Annotated in this window: 1 protein-coding gene; it reads left to right on the top strand. The window is 64.9% G+C overall.

Annotated features, from left to right (window positions below):
* The coding region (locus J1M86_RS24985; protein ID WP_206511786.1) for a DDE-type integrase/transposase/recombinase at positions 1-773 on the top strand (773 nt) is incomplete at both ends.

Raw genomic sequence — 773 nt, 5'->3', positions numbered from 1 at the left:
ACGCCGCCCGATCGCGGCAGTCCGCGGGCGATGTCCCGCCGCCGGTGACGGCGGTTCTCCAGCAAGTCCAGATTGATCACACCGTGGTCGATCTGATGATCGTCGATGAATACGACCGGGTGCCGATCGGACGTCCATATCTCACGATTGCTATCGATGTCTTCAGCCGCTGCGTGCCGGGCTTCGTCGTCACACTCGATCCGCCGTCCGCAGTGTCGGTCGGATTGTGTCTGGGCAGGGTGTGCTCGGACAAGAGCGTATGGATCGACGCACTGGGCCTCGGCGCGGATGTGCGGTGGCCGATGGCCGGAAAGCCGCGCGCCTTGTATGTCGACAACGCCGCCGAGTTCAAAAGTGAAGCGCTCCAGCGTGGTTGCGCGCAACACGGCATCGACCTCGGCTACCGACCACCCGGCCGGCCGCATTACGGCGGGATCGTCGAACGCATCATCGGCACCGTCATGACCCAGGTCCACGAACTCCCCGGCACCACGTTCTCGAACCCAACGCAGCGGGGCAGCTACGACTCAGAGGGCACAGCAGCACTGACCTTACGAGAATTGGAACGCTGGCTGATCCTCGCGGTCGCGGCCTATCACGCGGACGTGCACACCGGCCTGAGCCGGAGCCCGGCTGCGCAGTGGGCCAGCAGCACCGACGCCGATACTGCTCGATCGACGTCGACAGTGGTGGGCGAGACCGCATTCCTGGTGGACTTCCTTCCCGTCATCCGGCGTCGCCTGACCCGGACAGGGTTCGTCATCGACCACATC

The sequence above is a fragment of the Rhodococcus sp. KRD197 genome, from assembly GCF_017168235.1.
GTDB lineage: Bacteria > Actinomycetota > Actinomycetes > Mycobacteriales > Mycobacteriaceae > Rhodococcoides.
Note: the sequence above shows the minus strand (reverse complement) of the source record. Positions and strands in the feature narration are given on the sequence as shown.